Genomic DNA, 23,074 nt, shown 5'->3' on the forward strand with positions numbered 1-23,074 from the left:
CCTATTTTACATGAAGGCGTTTTAGAAGAACATAGAAAAAATAATATAAAATGGGACACCGGCCTGATCAAAAGAGGTGCTAGAACATAATCTATTGTATAGCAATTCCCTAATCGGCCATAGAGAATTGCTAGCGGATATTTGACGAACGAACGGAAAAAACCCGGATGGCAAAGTGTTTTACGCGCTGTCCGGGTTCTGCTTGTTGTGCATGTATGATATAAAAGGAATATGAAATGAAAGCGAAACTTCATCTTGGCTTGCTTCCTTATTGATTTTAACTGCAAGAATGCTGTTCTCGCATTCCGCTTCGATCTGTTTGTCATTCAAAAAGAAAGGAAGCATCAGCGATTTTTCGTAATGCTGTTCATCGGTTTTAACCGCAAGCTTGAAATCGTAGCCGGAAAACGTCATGTCAAGGTGCCGGGCATTCAAGCGGCTTAAATCTGCTTCGATTATATATTCAGTGCTCGTTTCATAAAGGTCGATCGGAAAAGTCTCATCATAGAGGAGAAAAGGGTCGTCAACAAACTGTTTCATCCATTCTTTATCAAAATCTGCGGAATCGAAACGTTTTGTATTTGTCATTTGATCATTCCTCCATACCTAGCCTTACCGTTAGATTATGCACAGCTGTGAATTCATGTGAAGGAGGCGATTCGAAGGGGGTTGCATCGCCAGAGAGGTAAAGTAAAAAACCGCGCCGTGAAAGACGCGGAAAATGTTACATATCGTGACTGGAATTATGTTTTTGTCTCGTATGGTTCCGGTTTTTAACTTTTTTGCTTCCGCTCAAAGGCTCTGGCTGCCCAGGCTGAGCTCCTTTCGGTGCGTTTTTGCGCATATCTTTGCCGTCGTTTTTATTTGTCAATGTCTTAACCTCCTAAGCCATTCATGAAGGATTTTTAGGATTTATTGATTGGTCTTCCGTTTTTTGTTGTTTTGGCGTTCCGCCTCAGTGAGAATATGCTGGTCATCTTCAATATATCCCGCGCCGTTTCCTTGGCGTTTAGCATTGTTCATTCCATTGATGACATGATTTGCTTTTCGTTTGGCCAATTTCGATCACCTCAGACTGTAGTATAGCCTTAGCGGGTGTATTGTATAAAAAAATGTATTTCCAGTAAAATAAACTTTTTTCCTTATATAAGGCATTCTTATTGAATTTAATAAAAACATTGATATTTACTTATGTTTAAAATTGTTTTAAGATTAAATTGTGAGAAAATTGTGGTGAAATATGCCGATTTTTCTGGCGTATGATCTTGATCTTTAAAGGGGGATTTTGGAGAAATGGCGAATCAGCAACAAGTCGCAAAAAAAGACGCTTTTCAATCAAGAAAAACGTTTACAGTACAAGGCAAAACGTACAGCTATTATTCTTTAAAAGCATTAGAGGATCAAGGAATCGGAAACGTATCAAAACTTCCTTATTCCATTAAAGTTTTGCTCGAATCCGTTCTTCGTCAAGTAGACGGGAGAGTCATTACAAAGGAACACGTTGAAAACTTGGCAAAATGGGGCACTGCCGAATTAAAGGATATTGACGTTCCTTTCAAACCATCCCGCGTTATTTTGCAGGACTTTACCGGCGTTCCAGCCGTTGTAGACCTTGCTTCATTAAGAAAAGCGATGGCTTCAGTCGGCGGAGATCCGGATAAAATCAATCCTGAAATACCGGTAGACCTTGTCATCGACCACTCCGTACAAGTTGACAAAGCGGGTACGGAAGATGCATTGACAATTAATATGGACCTTGAATTCCAACGAAATGCAGAGCGTTACAAATTTTTAAGCTGGGCTAAGAAAGCGTTTAATAACTATCAGGCTGTTCCCCCTGCTACAGGTATTGTTCACCAGGTGAACCTTGAGTATTTGGCAAACGTTGTCCATGCTGTGGAAGAAGACGGTGAGATTGTCGCTTATCCTGACACGCTTGTCGGTACTGACTCCCATACAACGATGATCAACGGAATCGGCGTTCTCGGCTGGGGCGTCGGCGGAATTGAAGCTGAAGCGGGCATGCTCGGCCAGCCTTCATATTTCCCTGTACCTGAAGTAATCGGAGCGAAGCTTGTCGGAAAGCTGCCGAACGGCACGACGGCGACGGACTTGGCGCTTAAAGTAACACAGGTGCTGCGTGAAAAAGGCGTGGTCGGAAAGTTCGTCGAATTCTTCGGACCGGGTGTTGCAGAACTTCCGCTTGCAGACCGTGCGACAATCGCAAATATGGCTCCTGAATACGGCGCGACTTGCGGTTTCTTCCCTGTTGATGAGGAAGCATTGGAATACATGCGTTTAACAGGCCGTGATGAAGAACATATCAATGTGGTGAAAGAATATTGCCGTCAAAACGGATTGTTCTACACGCCTGATCAGGAAGATCCCGTATTTACCGATATCGTTGAAATTGACTTGTCAAAAGTTGAAGCGAATCTTTCAGGTCCGAAGCGTCCTCAGGATCTCATTCCGCTGACTGACATGAAAGAGACATTCCACAAGCATTTGGCAAGCCCTGCAGGGAACCAGGGATTCGGTTTAAACGCGAGTGAGGCTGACAAAGAAATCAAATTTAAGCTTGAAAACGGCGAAGAAGCCGTCATGAAAACGGGTGCGATTGCGATTGCGGCGATCACCAGCTGCACAAATACATCAAACCCTTATGTCTTAATCGGTGCGGGCCTTGTCGCTAAAAAAGCGGTTGAACTGGGATTGAAAGTACCGAACTATGTGAAAACATCCCTGGCTCCGGGTTCAAAAGTCGTAACAGGCTACTTAGTCAATTCAGGCCTGCTTCCATATATGCGCGAGCTTGGATTTAACATCGTCGGATACGGCTGTACGACATGTATCGGGAACTCCGGACCGCTTGCGCCTGAAATCGAAAAAGCGGTTGCCGAAAATGACCTGCTGATTACGTCTGTCCTTTCCGGAAACCGTAACTTTGAAGGCCGGATTCATCCGCTTGTCAAAGGAAACTACCTGGCGTCTCCGCCGCTTGTCGTAGCCTATGCATTGGCGGGCACGGTAGATATTGACCTGAAAAACGAACCGATCGGCGTCGGAAAAGACGGTCAAAACGTATACTTCAACGATATTTGGCCGACGATGGACGAAATCAACTCCGTCGTGAAGCAAACCGTTACTCCTGAGTTGTTCAGAAAAGAATATGAGCGCGTGTTTGATGACAATGAACGCTGGAATGCGATTGAAACAACGGATGAAGCCCTGTATAAATGGGATGAAGAATCCACTTACATTCAAAACCCGCCGTTCTTTGAAAACATGTCAGTTGAGCCTGGTACGGTTGAACCGCTTAAAGGCTTGCGCATTGTCGGCAAATTCGGAGATTCTGTCACGACAGACCATATTTCTCCTGCGGGAGCGATCGGCAAAGACACGCCAGCCGGAAAATATCTGCAGGAAAAAGGCGTTTCTCCTAGAGACTTCAACTCATATGGTTCAAGACGCGGAAACCATGAAGTCATGATGAGGGGAACATTCGCCAACATCAGAATCAAAAACCAGATCGCTCCGGGTACAGAAGGCGGTTATACAACGTATTGGCCGACCGGAGAAGTAATGTCCATCTACGATGCCTGCATGAAGTATAAAGAAGACGGCACAGGTCTGGTCGTCATTGCCGGAAAAGACTACGGAATGGGTTCTTCCCGCGACTGGGCGGCAAAAGGAACAAATCTGCTCGGCATCAAAACCGTCATTGCAGAAAGCTTTGAAAGAATTCACAGAAGCAACCTTGTGCTGATGGGCGTTCTTCCGCTTCAATTTAAAGAGGGAGAAAACGCTGAAACGCTCGGTTTGACCGGGAAAGAAACGATTGAAGTTGACGTGAGTGAGACGGTTCGCCCGCGGGATCTCGTTCAAGTCAAAGCGATTGCCGAAGACGGCACAGTCAAGTCGTTTGAAGCTGTTGTACGCTTTGACAGCGAAGTAGAAATCGATTATTACCGTCACGGCGGAATCCTGCAAATGGTGCTCCGCAATAAAATGAAACAGTAATTGAATGAGGAGAGAAAGCCTTTAGCTTTCTCTTCTTTTTTCAGCGTGATCCTGAATTGGAGGATGCCGATGATGAAAAAATTGCTGGCTGCCGCGTTTCTTTTCGTTTTGGCCGGTCTTGCGGTATGGAACTTCACAGGGCAAAAGGAAGCCGAAATCGGCATTGCGAAAGGAGACAAGGCGCCTGATTTTACGCTTCCGTCTTTAAAGGATGGAAACGATGTATCTTTATCAGACTTTAAAGGAAAAAAAGTGCTGTTAAATTTTTGGGCCACCTGGTGTAAACCGTGTGAAATAGAAATGCCTGCAATGGAAGAACTCCAAAACGAAAATCAGGACATTGCCGTTTTGGCCGTCAACTTTACCTCTTCCGAGAAAAACGAAGAGTCGGTCAAAACGTTTGCCGAAAGGCACGGTTTACATTTCCCTATCGTCTTAGATCGAACGGGCATCAATGCGAAATACGAGATTTTTTCGTATCCGACAACATTTATTATTGATGAAAACGGAATGATTCAAGATATCGTCCTTGGGACGATGTCGAAAAAGAATATGGAAGAAAAGCTGGGATTATAAAAAATCCCGGCTTTTTTGCTTATATCGCCCAAAAAATGGTGAAAATGAAAACAAGCTGGAGGTGATTCAACATGAAAAAAACGAAAAGGCGGACATTTGAAGAACTTGTCTTGGAAAACAAAAAGGAGCTCATGACCAACCAGGAGTTTCTTGATCGGCTGGAAGATAAGCTTGAAGAGAAATTTAAGCTGAAGTGACTTTTTAAAAATCGATTCATGTTTACGCTCCTTTTTGAGAATCCTAATGCTGAAAAGGAGGGATAGACATGCCGAGGGAACATGACAAACAGTCTAAATTTGCCCCGAGCCATCTTGGGACAAAACCGGTAGAATATAAGCGCAACAAAGGAAAAAAGATGCATGATAAATCAGGAGAAACGCCGATCATTATGCAGACAAAGGGCGAGTAAAGAAGAAAAGGAGGCAGAGACCCGCATGACACACCAAAAACATCATCCGGATGACAGATCAGACAACGTGGAGAAGCTTCAAGACATGGTGCAGAACACAATCGAAAATATCGAGGAGTCTGAGGAGCAGCTGTCTTTTGCCAACCAGGCGGAACAGGAGCAGATCCGCGAAAAAAATCAACGCCGAAATGAGAGCATTGAGGCGATGCGCAATGAAATCCATGACGAGGCGGAAGACCGCGAAAACGGATATCATCAATAAACCAGGGCGACCTGGTTTTTTTGCATGAAGCCGTCTGTCGTGTTTTTGCCCATTCTATATGCTAAGATTGGATTATATATATTGTGAAAAGGGAGTAGAGGAATTTGTACGTCTCAAAAAAAGAAATAGAAGTCCGCTATGCCGAAACAGACCAAATGGGCGTCGTCTATCACGCCAATTATTTGATTTGGATGGAGGTTGGACGGACGGCTTTAATTAAAGAACTCGGCTTCTCTTACGCCGAAATGGAGAAAGACGGCATCCTGTCGCCTGTCGTGGATATCAATGTCCGCTACGTCAAACCTCTTCGCTACGGTGAAACCGCGACGGTACATACATGGATTGAAGAATATAACGGCTTTAAAACGGTATATGGGTATGAAATCTTCAATTCCGCTGGTGAAACCGCTGTGAAGGCCACATCGTCCCATATTTGCGTTGACGGGGACAGCTTCAAACCGGTTCAGTTCCGTAAGCTTTATCCAAAGTGGCATGAAGCTTATGAAGAGGCCAAAAAGTAATGGCATTCGGTATTAAAAGAAACGAGCTGAACGAATGGAAGCGCGCCGTTTTAAACGGCGAAGTTGCGTTCCTCACGCATTACTGGCTCGATGACAGGTATCCGGATGTCAATACCGTGACAAAAGCCGGATGCGGCAACATTGATAAGCTTGCAGAGTGGGGCAAACAGTACGGACTGAAAAAAGAGTGGATCCATAAAAGAAGCAAATTTCCTCACTTTGATTTATTGGGAGAGAAGCAGATCGAGATTTTAAAACAAGAAAAGCTCTCAAGCCATATCAAGCGTTTCAGGCTCGAATAATCCGGTGTTTTAGAGAAACCCGGACACCCTTGAAACAAGCAAGGATTGTCCTTGCTTGTTTCATCCTGACGAGCAAACATTGAAGGAGAAAAAGTCGGAACGATATCTTTAGTTTCAAGATGTCGTACCTTAGTGTTTTTCATGCCTTGATAAGGCCGCAGTCATTTTATTTTTCGTGAAAAAGTCCCTAAAACAAGAAGTTTTAGGGAGCAGAGTGAGCGTCTCATTGACTTTGATTGTTTAATTTGTGCAGGATGTCCTGATCTATTTGCTTCTCGCTTGCTTTTTCTTTGCTGGATATGATTTCTCTTCTGTCTTCCCAATGAATAATATAATACTGACCTTTCTGCATTTTTTCCTGAGAAGAGAGTTTTAGGTTTTTGGGTTTTCCATCTTTATCATAACCCGTAACATCATAGTTATAATTTATATATGTGTATCCATCACTTGTTTTTTCTTTAACGACTTTTGGATCTGTTGTAATTTTGACGTAATAAGCTTCCGTTGAATAATATCCGGAATATAAAAAATAGCCCCCGGCCAAAATCATCAGTCCTACCGTTAAAATCCCTAAAAACCATTTCATCTTTTATCACCTCGAACCCATCATATATAAAACCTCCAAACGAAACCATTGATTTATCTTACATATTCCTTTCACTGTTGTAAGCATTTAAAGTCCAAGCGCACCAAAAAAACAGCTACTTGAAGTAGGAAGAAGCATTAAGAAAAAAGAATCTGTTCACCATTAGATCTGATAAGGGTAAATTGAGGCTTTAGCATTTGAGAAAATCACTTTTCAGTTGTGGCTTGTTGCAGATAAAAGAAGGGGAGGTTTTTGCGAAATAGGGGGAAAATCGTTTTCCATTCTATCAATCGCTGTTATGCTGACTATTAAAAAGATATTTGAAGCATCAGTGCAGTGAAATTATATTTTCCAAGCAAAAAGACATCTTTTTGGTGAAGATGTCCTTCGAAAATACCCATCATAATCAATTGAGACTGCCATTTTTTAATCAATGAAAAAATTAAATGCGGTCAAAAGGATAGAAATGCCCAATATAGTTCCCACGACAATGCTATGCCGTTTACGATTCATCACAACAACAGCGATATATTCACGGATCATGGCGTTCGGCCAATAATAAAAAGCGGTCTTTGAACCGATGCCATCGCTTTTCAAGCCTGCTCGTTTTGCATATAGGCTGGCACGGAACAGATGGAAATTGTTTGTTGTGAAGATGCTGTTATATTTGCCGTCTGTTAATGAGTCCATCAGTTGTTTGGAGAAAAGCATATTTTGATATGTATTTACAGAACGGTCTTCTTTCAAAGTGTGCTCTCCAGGTATCCCTTTTTTTATAGCATATCTTTGCATAGCTTCGGCTTCAGAAAGATTTTCATCAGGTCCTTGCCCGCCGGAGAAAATGATTTTTGGCGGAGAAGCAATAGCTGTCTGTTTCCAATAAAAATCGACAGCCTTATTGATCCTGCTTGCTAAAAGCGGGGGTACTGTATCGTTAATTAATCCACTCCCGAGAACGATGATGTAATCCTGATTAAGCTTCGGTCTGTTAAATTGATATAGAAAATAAGCTGTTAAGAAATTTGTTAAATGAAAAAAGAAATAGACCGTAATAAGCGATGATCCCGCAAACAATGGCTGAACATTTGGCGATAAAAAACGAGCGGGGTCAATCACGGATAATAGGAAAAATATGATAATGCCTAACCCGGAAATTAAAGTCAAACAATTAGACAATCGCCGTCCTTCTCTTTTGATAAGAATTCTCGCATTCAGAAATAACCCGATCATTAAAGCAAATAGACCAAACGTTAGGATAAAGAAAAAGATCAGCAGCGGTACAATGACGAACAGTCTGAAAAAACCGATTCCGACAACGTATGCCAGATAGTAGGATAGAACAAGAAATGAACAAAAAAATAGATTGAATAAAAAACCGTTGATGATCCTTCTTCGGTCCGTTAAATAAAAGATCAGAAAAACAGCTAGCAAAATAAAGGTTATCACACCGTAAACCATGTCAAACACCTCGATATCAATGACTCTGTATAATATGGGAAAATCCTTGCCGGTTTATTTTAGACGAACTGCATTTTAGATATACAGAATCTATACTCACTCGGTTATTCGGGAGGTGTACGCAGCGTACGGTGTGCAGCTGCCGCACACTCAGGCGAGCCAGTCTATGTGTTGGAAGGCTTTTTTCGGTACTTTAATTAAGATGAAAAATAAAAAAACTTGCAGAAAAACAAGAGTTTCTCTGCAAGTTTTATAAAATGCTCTTTTTTACTGATATTCAAAAACAGGCTCTTCCGAAGATTCGTTATAGGTGACAAGCAGATCATGGCCGTCGAAATACCATACATCGCTTTCTTCAACGAAAAACGTAATGCCGTCTTTTTCCGCGCTCACACCGATTTGCTGCGGCTCATCTTTTGAAACCCCAAGGGAGAAGCCTTTTTGAACATTGCTGCAGCCTCCGTAACGGACAAAGAAGCGAACCTGATCTCCTTCTTTTAAATCAAGCTCGTCCTTATACCATTTAAGCGCCTCTTCATTAATTTTCAAATTCACGGGCAAGCACTCCTTCATCATTTGTTTCAAAGCATGCTGAATCTATTTATAGTATATAACGATTTTGTCCGATCATGAAAATATAATGTTTTTCGGATAGGCTCATTTTTTGCCGGACATCCACTTGATTTTGGGCTCGGTTTTATCCATAATGCGTTTAATGTTCGTCCTGTGTCTGTATACGACAAACGCCGTTAGAAAGGCGACGACTGCCACCAATAAAAGATCTTTCGTAAACAGGCTGTAAACCGTTGTATACAAGCCGGTTAAAATGGAAGAAAGCGATACATATTTTGTGATATACAAAAACAGAAAGAACACCGCAATCATTGTGAGAAACAGAAAAGGCTGATAGCAAAGCAATACGCCTCCGGAAGTAGCGACAGCTTTTCCGCCTTTAAATTTGGCGAACACAGGGAACATATGCCCGATGACTGCGGCTACACCGGCCAACAAAGGGTGTACGCCGATGTGGAGGATGGTGGGCAGAAAGGCGGCGAGCGTCCCTTTCAAAATATCCGCAGCCACCACGATGGAGCCGGCTTTCACCCCAAGTGTCCGGAATGCATTGGTGGCGCCAAGATTGCCGCTGCCGTGTTCCCTGATGTCGATTCCTTTGGCGGCCTTTCCGACAATTAAGCCGGACGGAATGCTGCCGAGTAGATAGGCTAAAACAAATAATAAAGCAATTAACATTTCATTTCTCCTTTTTAGATGATCCCTTCTCTTTATTTTAACATGAGAGGCGCTTTTCATGACGGCTTTTCTTTAGAAGTACCGTATATATCATACAAGATAATGCGCCCTAATCATATGAAAATTTTGATTATCGCCTTTGATTTCGTGTAAACTGAACGTAAAAGGAGTGATCGCCATGGAAAACCCTTCTAAACAGGAAATCAAAAGCATTCTTGAAAACAGTAAACGAATCGCGGTAGTCGGCCTGTCCGACAATCCTGAAAGAACATCGTACATGGTATCAAAAGCGATGCAGGACGCGGGATATGACATCATCCCTGTCAATCCGTCCATAGATGAGGCGCTGGGCGTCAAGGCTGTGGCATCATTAAAAGACATTGAAGGACATGTCGATATCGTCAATGTGTTCAGAAGATCCGAACATTTGCCCGATGTCGCAAAGGAATTCCTGGAGATAGACGCAGATGTGTTTTGGGCGCAGCAGGGGCTTGTCAACGAAGAAGCTTATCGGCTTCTGAGCGAAAAAGGCTATACGGTGATTATGGATTTGTGTATAAAAGTGGCACACGCGTTAACAAAATCGGCATAAAAAAGACAAAAATCCTTGTTTATTCAAGGGTTTTTGTCTTTTTTATGCGAGAATATGTTTGCGAATTGCTGTGAAAAACGGCTACAATAAGTCTTGGACAGTTTTTTTAAGAATGATTTTCCAATTGCTGGTGGAAAAGCCTTGTCCTCCAGGGGGCGAATCGTGTAAAATGACGGCTGTGCAAAAAAACGGCATTCATTTAACATTTTCCCGACAATGCTTGAAGCGATTGGAAAAGAATCGGATAATACTTTGCTTTACATGACAGAGTGTGTATTATTCTTTATAAGCAATGTTTGATTTTTGAAAGGGGTTTATGCATTTGGTTAAGAAACAGCAATTTGACTATAATGATGATTCCATACAGGTGCTCGAAGGCCTTGAAGCGGTCAGAAAACGCCCCGGTATGTACATCGGTTCGACAGACAGCCGGGGTCTGCACCATCTCGTATATGAAATCGTCGATAATTCCGTCGATGAAGTCCTTGCGGGCCATGGGAATCATATTATAGTAAAGATACATAAAGATAACAGCATATCGGTGCAAGACAGAGGCCGGGGAATGCCAACAGGAATGCATAAGCTCGGCAAACCGACTCCCGAAATTATTTTGACAGTGCTGCATGCCGGAGGAAAGTTCGGCCAAGGCGGCTATAAAACGAGCGGGGGGCTGCACGGCGTCGGTGCATCCGTTGTAAACGCCCTGTCTGAGTGGCTGACAGTCACAATTGAGCGGGACGGAAATGTTTACAGACAGCGTTTTGAAAACGGCGGCAAACCGGTGACATCCCTTGATAAAATCGGAACGACCAAAAAGACCGGCACCCTGATTCATTTCAAGCCTGATCCTACGATGTTCAGCACAACGACTTTTAACTTTGAAACGCTTTCAGAGCGTCTGAGAGAATCAGCCTTTTTGTTAAAAGGATTAAAAATCGAATTGATCGATGAACGCGATCAAACAAAAGAAACGTTTTTATACGAAAACGGAATCGAAGCTTTTGTCGCTTATTTAAATGAGGAGAAAGACGCGCTTTCTGAAGTGGTCTCATTTGAAGGGGAGCACAACGGCATCGAGGTGGACTTCGCGTTTCAATTTAATGACGGCTATTCCGAAAACATCCTGTCATTCGTCAATAATGTCAGAACAAAGGACGGAGGAACCCATGAGTCCGGTGCGAAAACGGCGATGACAAGAGCATTCAACGAATATGCGAGAAAGGTGGCCCTTTTAAAAGAAAAGGACAAAAACCTTGAAGGAACGGACATCCGGGAAGGCCTGTCAGCCATCGTTTCCGTCCGGATTCCAGAAGAGCTTCTTCAATTTGAAGGACAGACAAAAGGAAAGCTCGGCACGAGTGAAGCAAGATCAGCCGTTGATGCGATCGTCTCCGAGCAGCTCGCATATTTCCTTGAAGAAAACAGGGAAACGGCAACATTGCTCGTCAAAAAAGCGATTAAAGCCTCCCAGGCAAGAGAAGCTGCGAGAAAAGCAAGAGAAGAGGCAAGAAGCGGAAAGAAAAGAAAGAAATCCGAAGCGACGCTCTCCGGCAAGCTGACGCCTGCACAATCAAGGAATCCGTCCAAAAACGAATTGTATCTCGTGGAGGGTGACTCTGCCGGAGGATCAGCAAAGCAGGGAAGAGACCGGAAATTCCAGGCTGTCCTGCCGCTCCGCGGAAAGGTTATCAATACGGAAAAAGCGAAGCTGGCCGATATTTTTAAAAATGAAGAGATCAATACGATTATTCATGCGATCGGCGGAGGGGTCGGCGCTGATTTTGACATTGAGGACATCAATTACGACAAAGTCATCATCATGACAGATGCGGATACAGACGGCGCTCATATCCAAGTGCTGCTCCTGACTTTTTTCTACCGCTATATGAAGCCGCTGATCGAGCACGGAAAAGTGTTTATCGCGCTGCCGCCGCTCTATAAAGTCAGCAAAGGGTCTGGCAAAAAAGAAATCATTGAATATGCTTGGTCTGATGAAGAAATGGACGACGTCCTCAAAAAAGTCGGAAGAGGATATACGATTCAGCGCTATAAAGGTCTCGGCGAAATGAACGCTGACCAGCTTTGGGAAACGACAATGAACCCCGAATCAAGAACGCTTGTCAGGGTTAAAATCGATGACGCAGCCCGTGTGGAAAGGCGCGTGACGACATTGATGGGCGACAAAGTTGAGCCGAGAAGAAAATGGATTGAGAAAAACGTCGCCTTCGGACTTGATGAAGAAAGCAACATTTTAGAAAACGAGAATTTATCGGTCGCTGAGGAGGTTTAAATAAATGGCACAGCCAGAGATTTATCATGATTTACCATTGGAAGACGTGATCGGCGACCGTTTCGGCCGATACAGCAAATATATTATTCAGGATCGGGCGCTCCCTGACGCCAGGGACGGCCTGAAGCCTGTTCAAAGAAGAATCCTATACGCCATGCATGCGGAAGGGAACACGCACGATAAGAATTTCCGCAAGGCCGCAAAAACGGTCGGTAATGTAATCGGGAACTATCATCCTCATGGAGACAGTTCGGTCTACGAAGCGATGGTGCGGATGAGCCAGGACTGGAAGGTTCGCAACGTGCTGGTTGAAATGCACGGTAACAACGGAAGCATCGACGGTGATCCGCCGGCTGCGATGCGTTATACAGAAGCAAGGCTCGCAGCGATCGCTTCAGAGCTTTTGCGAGATATTGACAAAGAAACGGTCGAGTTTGTGCCAAACTTTGATGATACAAGCAAGGAGCCCGTCGTCCTTCCGGCGATGTTCCCGAACCTGCTTGTCAACGGATCGACAGGGATTTCCGCCGGGTATGCGACTGACATTCCGCCGCATCATCTCGGGGAAGTGATCGATGCCGTGATAAGGCGGATTGACTCGCCGAACTGCAGTGTGGATGACCTCATGGAGCTCGTAAAAGGACCGGACTTTCCGACCGGAGGAATCATTCAGGGTAAAGAAGGCATAAAAAAAGCCTATGAAACCGGAAAAGGTAAAATCATCATCAGGGGCAAAGCCGAGATCGAAACCATCAGAGGCGGCCGCCAGCAAATTGTCATTACTGAAATTCCGTTTGAAGTCAACAAAGCGAATTTAGTGAAAAAAATGGACGAATTCAGGATTGAACGGAAGGTCGAAGGGATTTCCGAAGTCCGTGACGAGACCGACCGGACAGGACTCAGAATCGTGATTGAGCTGAAAAAAGAAGCGGATGCACAAGGTATTTTAAATTTCTTGTACAAAAACTCGGATTTGCAGATTCCGTACAACTTTAACATGGTGGCTATTCATAACAGAAGACCGATGTTGATGAATCTCACATCAATTTTGGACGCTTATATCGGCCACCAAAAAGAAGTCATCACCAACCGTTCTCAGTATGAGCTGAAAAAAGCGAAGGAAAGGCATCATATCGTAGAAGGATTGATGAAAGCACTGTCCATTTTGGATGAAGTCATTGCGACGATCCGTTCCTCCAATGACAAGCGCGATGCCAAAAACAATCTGATCGAAAAGTTCGCATTTACAGAGCCGCAGGCTGAAGCGATCGTTTCATTGCAGCTGTACAGGCTGACAAACACAGATATTACGGCCCTCCAGGAAGAAGCAAAAGAACTCGACCAGAAGATCAAAGAGCTGGAAGAGATCCTTTCCAATGACAAGAAACTCTTGAAAGTGATCAAAGACAGCTTGAAAAAGGTGAAAAAAATCTATGCCGGTCAACGGCGCTCTGTCATCGAGGAGAAAATTGAAGAAATCAAAATCAATCTTGAAGTGATGGTGGCGTCTGAAGACGTTTATGTGACCGTGACGAAAGACGGTTATATTAAACGAACGAGCCAGCGGTCTTTTGCTGCATCAAACGGCCAGGACTTCGGCATGAAAGATACCGACCGTCTGCTCTGTCAGCTGGAAATGAATACGACAGACGTACTGCTCTTATTTACAAATAAAGGGAGCTATGTGTATTGTCCGGTTCACCAGCTTCCTGATATCAGATGGAAAGACTTGGGTCAGCACATCACAAATATCATATCGATCGACAGCGATGAATCCATCGTCAAGGCGATCCCTGTCAGAGAGTTTACCGAATCTGAATACCTGCTGTTCTTTACGAAAAACGGAATGGCGAAAAGAACTCAGCTGATGCAGTATAAAGCACAGCGCTATTCAAAAGCATTGGTCGCTCTTAACTTAAAAGACGACGATGAAGTGGTTGATGTTCATGTAACGGACGGAACGAAAGATTTGTTTATCGCGACACATTCCGGCTACGGTCTGTGGTTCTCAGAAGATGAGGTCAGCGTCGTCGGTGCAAGGGCGGCCGGTGTCAAAGGCGTCAATTTGAAAGACGGCGACTTTGTCGCCAGCGGGCAGGTTTTAGAGGAATCGGATGTGCTTGTGCTCGTGACCCAGCGCGGATCTATTAAGCGGATGAACCGCACTGAATTTGAAAAAACGTCACGGGCGAAACGAGGGGTTCTCATGCTGAGGGAATTGAAGAAAAAACCTCACCGCATCACCGGGCTGCTCGCATGCTCATATCATGCTCAAATCACGCTTCAAACCGAAAAAGGCATCACAGAGGAGATGCTTGTCAAAGATATCAAGCTTCATGACCGGTACAGCAACGGTTCTTTCATCATCGACGAAGATGAGGCAGGGGAAGTAACGGATGTATGGATCAGCAAACATGAACGGGAGTGAAATCGACCTGCGCCCAATTCTAGGGATATCACCACATGCCTATCAAGAATAGAGCCATTCTGCAAGACAACGAAGAATGCTGCAGAAAAAGAGCATGCCAGATAAACTTTACACAGGTTCATTTTTAAATGCTAGGCTACTTTCTTGTGATACAAGCTTTTTCCCGTATCGGTGAGATTTTCGCTTTCTTTTTGGAGCAAGCGTCAAATACATGAAAATTCTCTGCTGCTTAATTAATAACAGAGTAAAACAACCCAGTCCGCGTTCACGCCTTTAGTGCACATGGACTGGGTTTTCCTTGATCACACCAAGATTATTGTACATCTAACTCTTTTACGGTTTCACCTTCAATTAACACAGGCTGATAGTAGGTTTCGTTTGGTAAGTCTTTCTTTCCTTGCAATTTCTTGATGACCCAATCAGCTGCATCGTGTCCCATTTGTTCTTGAGGATGTGTCAATGTTGTTAGTTTGATATTCGCATTTTTGGCAATATACGAATTGTCCTGTCCAATAATTGACAATTTGTCCGGGACAGAAATATTAAGTTGTCTGCATACATTTGCTACTTCCAACCCTACTTCGTCGTTATAGCAAACAATTGCAGTCAACACGTCTCTCTTTTCATTTAGAAACATCTTCAGGTTTGTGTATAGTTCCAGCTTCGTCTCTGTATTGTACGAAAGCACATGCTCTGGTTGAAATCGTAATTTGGCTTCACCAAGCGCTTTTATATACCCCTTCATTCGATACTTTCCTTGTAAATCATCCATTTTTGAAATGAGACCAATTTGTGTATGTCCTTTTGATATTAATTCTTTTGTTGCGAGATAGCTGGACTGCACATCATCGAGACAAAGAAAAGGAACATCTAATTCTTCATAATAAGCATTGATCATGATGAAAGGAATATCCTGTTCCTTAAACGATAAATAGTAAGCAATATTGGGATTGTATAGATTACTTTTCGTAGGTTCAACAATTAAACCATCGACGCCAAATGACAACATCATTTCCAAAGCTTTTTTTTCTTGTTCGACATCATTATTTGTACTAGCTAATAGTAACGAATAATTAGCCTCATTCAATCTCCCTTCAATTCCGCGAATAATTGAGGGGAAAATGTAATCTGAAATGTAGGTCGTAATTACACCGATTATTTTATTATTGGAATTCCCTCCAGGTTTTGATTGATACTGATTACTTACATAAGTGCCAGACCCTTTTTCACTTCTTAAAAACCCCTCGTTCGCCAGCTCTAAAATCGCCTTTCGAACAGTGTGCCGGCTGACTTTGTATTCTTCTTGTATGGCGGATTCAGTAGGAATTTGTTCTCCTACCCTGTAAACTCCTGAAAGGATTTTACTTTTTATATCATTAATGATGACCTTATACTTTGGTTTCATTTCACTCACTTCTTTCATAGTTGTTCGCATTCTAATTTTTTTAATTGAATGATTTGTGTGGACATATTTTATCATGGCTTTCAATGAATGAAAAGATTTCACCTTATTTTCGTGAAAATGAATAAGTAATTCTCATTTTTTTCTTTAAATTTCATGTTATACAAATACTTTTTATTATAAGCATGAAGAGAAAAAGAATATAAATATCGTTGTGATATTTATATGAACATATTATATTATTGATTGACAAATGTACGTACAAAAAATATACTAAGTCTGTAATTAAGTTAAGCGAAAAGGGGAATGCCTTCTTTCGAATAATATTGAAATCGCTATCAGAGGGGGGATAACGTGAAAGCGAATCAAGTAAACATCAAGCAGGCGATAACTGAAGGAGAAACATCGCTTGGAATTGAATTCGGATCCACACGTATTAAAGCAGTGTTGATTGATAGCAGTTTTGAAACAATCGCATCTGGAAGTTATGAGTGGGAAAACCGCTTGGAAGATGGATTTTGGACGTACAACTTAGTAGATATTATCACTGGGTTGCAAACAGCTTATAGTGAGATGAAGAATGATGTTGAACGAAATTATGGCATCACCATTCGCAAAATCGGTTCTATTGGATTTTCTGCAATGATGCATGGATATATGGCTTTTGACAACACAGGGGAGCTGCTTGTTCCGTTTCGAACTTGGCGTAACTCAACAACCGGTGCTGCAGCAAAAGAATTAACTGATCAATTTCAATTCAATATCCCTGAACGGTGGAGTATTGCTCATTTATATCAAGCGATATTAAATGAAGAGAAACATTTGCCTCGCATTGATTATATCACCACTTTAGCTGGGTACATTCACTGGTTGCTGACTGGCAATAAAGCAATTGGCATTGGAGATGCTTCGGGCATGTTCCCAATTGATGAATCAACGCAAAATTACAATGAATCGATGCTCAAGCAGTTTGATGAACTGATTTCGAACAAAGGCTATCCTTGGAGTATAAAGGATATTCTTCCTGAAGTTTATATTTCAGGCGAGCAAGCAGGCGAATTAACCGAAATTGGCGCGAAAATTCTGGATCAATCAAAAAATTTACAGCCAGGTATCCCGGTTTGTCCGCCGGAAGGCGATGCTGGAACAGGAATGGTTGCTACGAATAGTGTGAGGAAACGCACTGGAAACATCTCAGTAGGAACTTCAGTTTTTGCCATGATTGTATTAGAGAAAGAACTTTCGAAAGTATATCCAGAAATTGATTTGGTAACAACGCCAAACGGCAGTCCGGTTGGAATGGTTCATGCGAATAACTGCTCAAGCGATTTGAATGCTTGGCTAGGGTTGTTTCGTGAATTTTTTGAGGCAATGGGACAAAAGGTTGAAATGAATAAATTATTCGAAGTGGTGTTGAATAAAGCATTGGAGGCTGACTCAGACGGCGGTGGCTTACTAAGCTACGGTTATTTCTCTGGTGAAAATATTACAGGACTAGAAAAAGGCCGACCGTTATTTGTCCGCTCACCAGAGAGCCGTTTCGATTTAGCAAACTTCATGCGGACACACCTTTTTGCAGCTTTTGCAGCTTTGAAAATCGGAATGGATATTTTGACCAAAGAGGAAAATATTGATATTGATAGCATTTTAGCTCACGGCGGTTTATTCAAAACCCCTCTTGTCGGACAAAAAATTGTTGCAGCTGCAATGAATACGCCAGTATCAGTTATGGCAACTGCCGGAGAGGGCGGTGCGTGGGGAATGGCTATTCTTGCATCTTACATGATGAACAAAGATCAACAAGAAAGCTTAGAAGATTTCCTCGACAAAAAAGTCTTTGAAGAGGATGCCGGGCAAGAAATTTACCCTGATCAATTAGATGTTGAAGGATTTGAAGCATTTATCGAACGGTACAAAAAAGGTTTAATGATTGAGCAGGCCGCTGTGGATCATTTGATTTAATGAGTGGAGGGGTTGACGTGCTAGAACAACTGAAAGAAGAAGTGTTACAAGCAAATTTGGACTTGCCTAAATACGGACTTGTGAAATACACATGGGGAAATGCAAGTGCCATTGACCGTGAAACTGGTTTATTCGTTATCAAACCTAGTGGTGTTGATTATGAAACAATGAAAGCTAGTGATATGGTGGTTGTTGATTTAGATGGCAATATTGTTGAAGGAGAGCTGAGGCCTTCATCAGATACAGCGACTCACGCGGTACTTTATAAGCATTATCCTGAAATTGGAGGAATTGTACACACTCATTCAACTTGGGCGACAATCTGGGCTCAAGCAGGCCTTGATGTTCCGGCGATGGGGACCACTCATGCAGACACATTCTATGGTTCCGTGCCATGTGCCCGATACTTGACACAAGAGGAGGTTGATCGAGGTTACGAAGTAGAAACAGGTAATGTCATTATCGAAACATTTGAAGAGCGCGGGTTAGATATTTTAGCTGTTCCCGGTGTCTTACTTCATGGTCATGGTCCATTTACTTGGGGCAAAGATGTAAAATCAGCAGTATTGAATAGTGTGGTGTTGGATGAAGTCGCGAAAATGAATTTATTTACCCGAGAATTAAATCATTTTGCAAAAGAATTACCACAATGTATTTTAGATAAACATTATTTACGAAAACACGGTAAAAATGCTTATTATGGTCAAAAGTAAAATCAATTCTATCAAACTATTCATTTAAGAAAAGAGGGTTATGATGTTAACACAAGGAAAAAAAGAATTCTGGTTTGTCGTAGGTTCACAACATCTTTATGGGGAAGAAGCGCTTGAAGAAGTCAGAGCGCACGCGCAAGCCGTGACTGATGCATTAAATGAAAGCGCTGTATTGCCATACCCGCTTGTATTGCAAGATTTAGCTGTTAGTGCAGATAAAATCACAAGCATCATGAAAGAAGTGAATTATCGTGACGAAGTTGCCGGTGTTATCACTTGGATGCATACTTTTTCACCTGCAAAAATGTGGATTCGCGGAACAAAATTATTACAAAAACCGTTACTTCATTTAGCGACACAATTTAATGAAAGTATTCCGTGGACAACGATTGACATGGACTTTATGAACCTAAACCAATCTGCTCATGGGGACCGTGAATATGGTTTTATCAATGCCCGTTTGCAAAAACAAAATAAAGTTGTCGTAGGTTATTGGGAACGCCCTGAAGTGCAACAGCAAATTGCGGAATGGATGGACGTAGCGGTTGCTTATAACGAAAGCTTCAACATCAAGGTCGCCCGATTTGGTGACAACATGCGTAACGTTGCTGTTACTGAAGGGGATAAGGTTGAAGCGCAAATTCAATTTGGCTGGACAGTTGATTACTTTGGCATTGGTGATCTTGTTCAATACGTGAATGCGGTTACAGATGAAGAAATTAATCGATTGTTTGCTGAATATGCAGACCTTTATGAATTTGATTATGGTACTTACAGTCAGGAAGATTGGGAGAAGAGCGTAAAAGTACAAGCAAGCTATGAAATCGCCATTAAACGTTTCCTGGATGATGGTGGTTATAATGCCTTCACAACTAACTTTGAAGATTTATATGGGATGAAACAACTTCCGGGTCTTGCCGTCCAACGTTTGATGGCCCAAGGATATGGCTTTGCTGGTGAAGGAGATTGGAAAACTGCAGCGCTCGATCGTTTACTCAAAGTGATGAGCCGTAACCAATCAACCGGCTTTATGGAAGATTACACATATGAATTAGCTGCCGGTCAAGAATCAATCCTTCAATCACATATGCTTGAAGTTGACCCATCTTTAGCAAGCAGCAAACCGAAAATTATCGTATCTCCATTAGGTATTGGTGATCGTGAAGACCCGGCACGCTTAGTGTTCGACGGAAAAGCAGGAGATGGTGTGGTTGTTTCGATGGCAGACTTTGGTACGCATTACAAACTGTTGATTAACGAAGTTTCTGCATTTGAACCAACTGTTCCGGCACCAAACCTTCCGGTGGCACGGGTGCTTTGGGAAGTGAAGCCTAACTTTCAGGATGGAGTGAAAGCGTGGCTTGAAAACGGCGGCGGTCACCATACAGTTGTTTCATTGAATTTAACAACAGACCAAATGATCACTTATGCAAAGCTGGTTGACCTGGAATATGTAGTAATTAAGTAATGCCTCTAACCTCCGAGGAGGCTCTGCTTCCTTGGAGGTGAAAAATAGGGATATCAGATATCAAAATATTCATGATTTTGTAAGCGTTATCGTTATATTCCGGAAAAATTGAAAGCGTTTAATAATAGGCGAATAAAACCATGAGGTTTAGTGAGAAATCCCACCAATATCCTAGCATGTATTTGCAGTTTGGAAACACTTTAATGATTTCTGAAAAAGCCATCGATAATTTTGGTGGCTGGATTACACAATATAATTTCAACCTTGAGGAGGGAACTTAAATGGTTAATGAAAAGAAAATCTCAAGTGGCTTCATTTATTTTTTCGGGGCTTTTGCCGGCATTCTTTTCGGTTATGATATCGGCGTTATGACGGGTGCTTTGCCTTTTCTGCAACACGATTGGAACCTTCAAGACAACGCCGGGGTTATTGGCTGGATTACTTCTTCGGTCATGTTAGGCGCTATTTTTGGAGGCGCCCTGGCCGGACAACTTTCTGATCGTTTGGGACGTCGCAAAATGATTTTAATTTCCGCTGTCATTTTTGTTGTTGGATCCATTTTGTCAGGAATAGCACCTCATAATGGGGTACTGTTTTTAATTGTTTCTCGGGTTTTATTGGGATTGGCCGTTGGTGCTGCCTCTGCATTGGTCCCGGCCTATATGTCGGAAATGGCGCCTGCACGTTTACGCGGACGGCTGTCAGGAATTAATCAAACCATGATTTGTTCTGGAATGTTGCTTTCTTACATTGTTGATTTTCTATTGAAAGATTTGCCGGAAACAATGGCATGGCGGTTGATGCTTGGTTTGGCTGCCGTACCTGCTGTGATCTTATATGTTGGAATGTTAAAGTTACCTGAATCACCTCGTTTTTTAATCAAGAACAATAAACTTGATGAAGCACGCAAGGTGTTGAGCTATATTCGCTCTAACAAAGGAGAGATTGATTCTGAAATAGCACAAATACAAGAAACTGCCAGAGAGGAAACAAAGGCAAATCAAAAAGCATCATGGGCTACACTCTTAAGTAATAAATATCGTTTTTTATTAATTGCTGGTGTGGGTGTTGCCGCTTTTCAACAATTCCAGGGTGCTAACGCAATTTTTTATTACATTCCTTTGATTGTAGAAAAAGCAACAGGGAATGCGGCAAGTTCAGCGTTGATGTGGCCGATTATTCAAGGTGTTATTCTCGTGCTAGGTTCATTGCTATTCATCATGATCGCTGATAAATTTAATCGCCGTACTTTATTAACAGTAGGCGGAACCGTTATGGGGCTGTCCTTTATTTTGCCGGCAATATTGAATATATTAATTCCTAATGCAAATCCAATGATGATGGTTGTCTTTTTAAGTATCTATGTAGCACTTTATTCATTCACGTGGGCTCCTTTAACTTGGGTCATCGTTGGAGAAATTTTCCCTCTGGTCATTCGCGGGCGCGCGTCTGGAATAGCTTCATCATTTAACTGGATCGGCTCTTTCTTGGTTGGATTGCTATTTCCTATTATGACCGCTTCGATGTCTCAAGAAGCTGTGTTTGCAATCTTCGGTGTTATTTGTTTACTTGGAGTTGTATTTATCCGGACACGCGTCCCTGAAACTCGAGGTCGCAGTTTAGAGGAAATCGAAAAAAATGGAGGAAATAAACAAATTGGCGGAAAAAGCGCGCAAATAAACCTATGAGGCTTGGAGTGGAATCGAAAGGAGCTATCTTGGGTGCCGCTTATCGCAGGGGAAATCTTCGCACTAGTTCATTTTGAAACAGGGGGTTTCAAAAGGGAAGACGCTCTTTGGTCCAAATTTTTAAACGGGGCGTGATTGGACGAACCGTGACATATCAGCTCCAGCTTGTTATTTCAATATGGAGGCGGAAAACTCCGCCCTCCATATTGAATATGATTTTAAAATTAATTAAATACCATTCCGCCATCAATGATAAGAGACTGGCCGGTCATATAATCTGAATCCGGCCCTGCAAGATAAGAAACGCATGCTGCTACATCTTCCGGCTCTGATAAGCGTTTTAATGCAATATTTTTAGCGAATTGTTCCATTCCCCATTCAAATGGCTTGCCTGCTTCATCAGCGGTTTGCTGTGCAATCCCCATCATCATAGGCGTTTTTACGATACCCGGACAAAAGGCGTTAACCGTAATGCCTAATTCAGCTAGATCTTTTGCCGCCGTTTGCGTAATCCCGCGAACAGCGAACTTTGTTCCGCCGTAAACTGCCAAGCCCGGGTTACCGACTTGACCGGCTTGAGAAGAAGCATTAATGATTTTCCCGCCGTGTCCAAGTTCTTTAAAGGCTTTTACAGCTGCTTGAATTCCCCAATAAGTACCGCCGACGTTAACATCATAGATTTTCCGATAATCTTCATATGTAATGCTTTCAATAGGTGTGGTTGGTCCAAGACCTGCATTATTGATCACCACATCAAGACCGCCGAGGCGTTTAACCGTTTCATCGACTGCTTTAAAAACATCGTCCCGATCAGCAACATCCACTTTAACTGCAATTGCCTTACCGTTATGCTGGTTAATGTCCTCAGCAACTTGTGTTGCAGTTTCTACATTATAATCGGCAACTGCAACAGCGAACCCATCCTCCGCCAAACGTTTGCAGATTGCTTCGCCAATTCCTTGGCCTCCGCCAGTAACAAAAGCAATTTTTCCAGATACTTTACTCATATGAACATCTTCTTTCTATAAGTAATTGGTATTTAATTGGTACAGAAACATTATATCTTATATTTGTAGATTTGAAATAAAATCCCGGCAGTTGTTGAAAAAATGTTTAAAATTTTTCGAAAAAATTTAATTGTTTTTG

23 protein-coding genes are annotated in these 23,074 nt (G+C 42.5%); 14 read left to right on the forward strand and 9 right to left on the reverse strand.

Translation table 11 applies throughout. From position 1 onward, the window contains the following. Positions 1 to 180: 180 nt before the first annotated feature. From M1D67_RS10690 to sspO, 3 genes are all read right to left on the reverse strand, one after another. Positions 181 to 588: an Hsp20/alpha crystallin family protein gene (locus M1D67_RS10690; RefSeq protein WP_020451602.1), complete on the reverse strand. Its 408-nt coding sequence runs from the start codon at positions 586 to 588 to the stop codon at positions 181 to 183. A 136-nt stretch (positions 589 to 724) separates the two neighbouring features. Then, a complete protein-coding gene (locus M1D67_RS10695) occupies positions 725 to 871 on the reverse strand; it encodes a small acid-soluble spore protein P (RefSeq protein WP_003182250.1) in 147 nt (48 codons plus the stop codon). A gap of 41 nt (positions 872 to 912) precedes the next feature. Next, the gene (gene sspO, locus M1D67_RS10700; protein ID WP_020451603.1) at positions 913 to 1,059 is read right to left on the reverse strand and encodes a small acid-soluble spore protein O; all 147 of its coding nucleotides are present in this window, start codon (positions 1,057 to 1,059) and stop codon (positions 913 to 915) included. A 234-nt stretch (positions 1,060 to 1,293) separates the two neighbouring features. On the opposite strand from sspO, the gene acnA reads away from it, so the two are divergent. From acnA to M1D67_RS10735, 7 genes are all read left to right on the forward strand, one after another. Continuing rightward, positions 1,294 to 4,020, forward strand: a complete 2,727-nt coding sequence (acnA, locus tag M1D67_RS10705; RefSeq protein ID WP_023857591.1) for an aconitate hydratase AcnA — start codon at positions 1,294 to 1,296, stop codon at positions 4,018 to 4,020. Positions 4,021 to 4,089: 69 nt separating this feature from the next. After that, positions 4,090 to 4,596 (forward strand): redoxin domain-containing protein, encoded by a 507-nt coding sequence (locus M1D67_RS10710; RefSeq protein WP_020451605.1) that lies wholly within the window; start codon positions 4,090 to 4,092, stop codon positions 4,594 to 4,596. 71 nt (positions 4,597 to 4,667) lie between these two features. Then, the gene (locus tag M1D67_RS10715) at positions 4,668 to 4,793 is read left to right on the forward strand and encodes an FbpB family small basic protein (RefSeq protein WP_023857590.1); all 126 of its coding nucleotides are present in this window, start codon (positions 4,668 to 4,670) and stop codon (positions 4,791 to 4,793) included. Positions 4,794 to 4,861: 68 nt separating this feature from the next. Continuing rightward, a complete protein-coding gene (locus tag M1D67_RS10720; RefSeq protein ID WP_003182261.1) occupies positions 4,862 to 5,005 on the forward strand; it encodes an acid-soluble spore protein N in 144 nt (47 codons plus the stop codon). A gap of 25 nt (positions 5,006 to 5,030) precedes the next feature. Next, a complete protein-coding gene (tlp, locus tag M1D67_RS10725) occupies positions 5,031 to 5,267 on the forward strand; it encodes a small acid-soluble spore protein Tlp (protein ID WP_023857589.1) in 237 nt (78 codons plus the stop codon). Positions 5,268 to 5,371: 104 nt separating this feature from the next. Further along, positions 5,372 to 5,788: a YbgC/FadM family acyl-CoA thioesterase gene (locus M1D67_RS10730; protein ID WP_020451607.1), complete on the forward strand. Its 417-nt coding sequence runs from the start codon at positions 5,372 to 5,374 to the stop codon at positions 5,786 to 5,788. Then, a complete protein-coding gene (locus M1D67_RS10735) occupies positions 5,788 to 6,090 on the forward strand; it encodes a hypothetical protein (RefSeq protein WP_020451608.1) in 303 nt (100 codons plus the stop codon). The genes M1D67_RS10730 and M1D67_RS10735 overlap by 1 nt, the downstream gene beginning before the upstream one ends. Positions 6,091 to 6,313: 223 nt before the next feature. Here M1D67_RS10735 and M1D67_RS10740 read toward each other — a convergent pair whose 3' ends face one another. The 4 genes from M1D67_RS10740 to plsY all read right to left on the reverse strand — a co-directional run bounded on the left by M1D67_RS10740 (position 6,314) and on the right by plsY (position 9,385). After that, entirely contained in the window at positions 6,314 to 6,676 is a 363-nt protein-coding gene (locus tag M1D67_RS10740; RefSeq protein ID WP_130569491.1) for a YxeA family protein, read from the reverse strand. A gap of 426 nt (positions 6,677 to 7,102) precedes the next feature. Further along, entirely contained in the window at positions 7,103 to 8,134 is a 1,032-nt protein-coding gene (locus M1D67_RS10745) for a YdcF family protein (protein WP_035338659.1), read from the reverse strand. Between the two features lie 267 nt (positions 8,135 to 8,401). Next, a complete protein-coding gene (locus M1D67_RS10750; RefSeq protein WP_020451611.1) occupies positions 8,402 to 8,689 on the reverse strand; it encodes a HesB/YadR/YfhF family protein in 288 nt (95 codons plus the stop codon). Positions 8,690 to 8,791: 102 nt separating this feature from the next. Next, positions 8,792 to 9,385 carry a glycerol-3-phosphate 1-O-acyltransferase PlsY gene (plsY, locus tag M1D67_RS10755; RefSeq protein ID WP_023857586.1) on the reverse strand — a complete coding sequence of 198 codons (594 nt, stop codon included), beginning with the start codon at positions 9,383 to 9,385 and terminating at the stop codon, positions 8,792 to 8,794. Positions 9,386 to 9,563: 178 nt separating this feature from the next. Here plsY and M1D67_RS10760 point away from each other — a divergent pair, with 178 nt between their 5' ends. The 3 genes from M1D67_RS10760 (at position 9,564) to parC (ending at position 14,695) form a co-directional block, all read left to right on the forward strand. Then, a complete protein-coding gene (locus M1D67_RS10760; RefSeq protein ID WP_075754574.1) occupies positions 9,564 to 9,977 on the forward strand; it encodes a CoA-binding protein in 414 nt (137 codons plus the stop codon). Between the two features lie 322 nt (positions 9,978 to 10,299). Further along, positions 10,300 to 12,267 carry a DNA topoisomerase IV subunit B gene (parE, locus tag M1D67_RS10765; protein ID WP_020451614.1) on the forward strand — a complete coding sequence of 656 codons (1,968 nt, stop codon included), beginning with the start codon at positions 10,300 to 10,302 and terminating at the stop codon, positions 12,265 to 12,267. 4 nt (positions 12,268 to 12,271) lie between these two features. Continuing rightward, on the forward strand, positions 12,272 to 14,695 hold the full coding sequence (gene parC, locus M1D67_RS10770) for a DNA topoisomerase IV subunit A (RefSeq protein WP_216920680.1): 2,424 nt from the start codon (positions 12,272 to 12,274) through the stop codon (positions 14,693 to 14,695). 313 nt (positions 14,696 to 15,008) lie between these two features. Here parC and M1D67_RS10775 read toward each other — a convergent pair whose 3' ends face one another. Beyond that, entirely contained in the window at positions 15,009 to 16,100 is a 1,092-nt protein-coding gene (locus tag M1D67_RS10775; protein WP_479831846.1) for a substrate-binding domain-containing protein, read from the reverse strand. Between the two features lie 351 nt (positions 16,101 to 16,451). Between M1D67_RS10775 and M1D67_RS10780 the strand changes: the two genes are divergently transcribed. From M1D67_RS10780 to M1D67_RS10795, 4 genes are all read left to right on the forward strand, one after another. Continuing rightward, on the forward strand, positions 16,452 to 18,059 hold the full coding sequence (locus M1D67_RS10780) for a xylulokinase (protein WP_023857581.1): 1,608 nt from the start codon (positions 16,452 to 16,454) through the stop codon (positions 18,057 to 18,059). Between the two features lie 17 nt (positions 18,060 to 18,076). Continuing rightward, positions 18,077 to 18,772, forward strand: coding sequence for an L-ribulose-5-phosphate 4-epimerase (locus M1D67_RS10785; protein ID WP_039072737.1), 696 nt, complete (start codon positions 18,077 to 18,079; stop codon positions 18,770 to 18,772). Positions 18,773 to 18,815: 43 nt separating this feature from the next. Next, the gene (gene araA, locus M1D67_RS10790) at positions 18,816 to 20,240 is read left to right on the forward strand and encodes an L-arabinose isomerase (protein WP_039072738.1); all 1,425 of its coding nucleotides are present in this window, start codon (positions 18,816 to 18,818) and stop codon (positions 20,238 to 20,240) included. A gap of 281 nt (positions 20,241 to 20,521) precedes the next feature. Further along, a complete protein-coding gene (locus tag M1D67_RS10795; RefSeq protein WP_020451620.1) occupies positions 20,522 to 21,928 on the forward strand; it encodes a sugar porter family MFS transporter in 1,407 nt (468 codons plus the stop codon). A 224-nt stretch (positions 21,929 to 22,152) separates the two neighbouring features. On the opposite strand, the gene M1D67_RS10800 is transcribed toward M1D67_RS10795, so the two are convergent. Further along, entirely contained in the window at positions 22,153 to 22,935 is a 783-nt protein-coding gene (locus tag M1D67_RS10800) for a (S)-acetoin forming diacetyl reductase (RefSeq protein WP_020451621.1), read from the reverse strand. Between the last annotated feature and the right edge of the window lie 139 nt (positions 22,936 to 23,074).

It is taken from the genome of Bacillus sp. PK6-025 (genome assembly GCF_056530265.1).